Source organism: Neobacillus sp. C211 (genome assembly GCF_051842875.1).
Taxonomy (GTDB): Bacteria; Bacillota; Bacilli; order Bacillales; family Cytobacillaceae; genus Neobacillus.
Genome location: NZ_JBPXRO010000091.1, coordinates 1 through 1387 on the forward strand (window position 1 = coordinate 1; position 1387 = coordinate 1387).

At 33.9% G+C, this 1387-nt stretch carries 2 protein-coding genes; both read right to left on the bottom strand.

The annotated features are described in order from the left end of the window. Positions 1 to 139: 139 nt before the first annotated feature. Positions 140 to 589, bottom strand: a complete 450-nt coding sequence (locus ACSU6B_RS29130) for a GNAT family N-acetyltransferase (RefSeq protein ID WP_410889954.1) — start codon at positions 587 to 589, stop codon at positions 140 to 142. A gap of 218 nt (positions 590 to 807) precedes the next feature. Further along, on the bottom strand, positions 808 to 1308 hold the full coding sequence (locus ACSU6B_RS29135) for a GNAT family N-acetyltransferase (RefSeq protein WP_410889956.1): 501 nt from the start codon (positions 1306 to 1308) through the stop codon (positions 808 to 810). Between the last annotated feature and the right edge of the window lie 79 nt (positions 1309 to 1387).

Below are 1387 nucleotides of genomic sequence, written 5' to 3' on the forward strand. Positions count from 1 at the left end.
TTGAAGTAAAGCACCCGATAGTTTAAGTGAATTGTTTCACAATATTGGGTCTCATTCACCAAAAAAGAACCGACTTATATTAGTTAAACAATCGCTTTTCCTTAAACTTTTATATATATATAGTATCTGTTTGTATTATTTATTTAGATATCCATTCATATTGAATATCAGGTAAATTTTCTTCATTTTCGTGTCCTCTACCAATGATTATAAATCCATTCTTTTCATAAAATCGTTGTGCATTTTCATTTACTTCAAATGTATATAATGTTAATCTCCCACTTGATTGTTCTTTTACCTTGTCTAGTAATGTTTGACCAATACCGATTCCTTGATAATCAATATGAATATAAAGTTGGCTTATCTCCCTTTCATTATAGGCGATCATTCCAACTACTTTGTCATCAATTAACGCTAAATCTATTTGATAATGTTTGGGTAATATATTATTTAAAAAATTTTGATGATTTTTAAAGCTATGAATTTCTTTCTGACCAATAGCTCGTTCCTTACTATCTCGCCACATTTCTACTGTCTGATCAGCATACATATGATTATACTGAGTTATTATGAATTTTTTTTGATTCACCACAATACCTCCTTAAGATTTCCATAATTTCATCATCCAATCCTAAATGATTATTGAAATATTCTACAATTGTGGATAAATTCCTTCTTCAAGTAACCTGCTTCGTTAGTGCAAAATGAAAGGGATCGCATTACCGACCCCTTGTTTTACTCTTGCACCCATTAGTTAAACAACAGAAGGTTTCTTAGTCAAGAACCCCTCCAATCGTATTACGTTTATTACATATCATAAGGTTCAAGCCTCAAAATAAATTCTTCAACATCCTTGCCTCTTGCGTTAGAAAAACCCTTATCTTCAGAGATGATTTTAAACCCGCATTTTTCCAATACCCTGATGGAGGCTAGGTTATCTTTAGCGGCACGAGCATAGAGCGGACGTACCTTAATATACTCCAGAAATTCTGACAACGCTTTAGTTGCAATACCTTGACCCCAATATTCCTTCCCAATCCAGTAGCTTACTTCGGGTTCGCCGAACTGTTCAAAGTTCGAGACGTGTCCAGTGACAATGCCATTGAATAATATAGTCTTAATTGTGATGGTCTCGTCAGCAATAATTTTTGTCCAATGGTCAAAAAATGCGTCCTTATCAGTGGGGTCTTTAGTTGTAAAGGCAGCCATATAGTTCGCCGTTGAATCTAGTTGTTGTTCGAAAAAGATAGGAAGATCTTCCTCTGTGATATCTCGTAGCTTTACTTCGCTTTTACTAATGGATTCCATATTATTCACAAGCTCCTTAACATATCTTTGAATATAAATTCTTCCAAGATTAGAGAAATTCCTTCTTCAACTATCCTGC

Coding starts and splice junctions, on each gene's coding strand:
- ACSU6B_RS29135 (WP_410889956.1), bottom strand. CDS start 1,308: ATGGAATCCATTAGTAAAAGCGAAGTAAAGCTACGAGATATCACAGAG.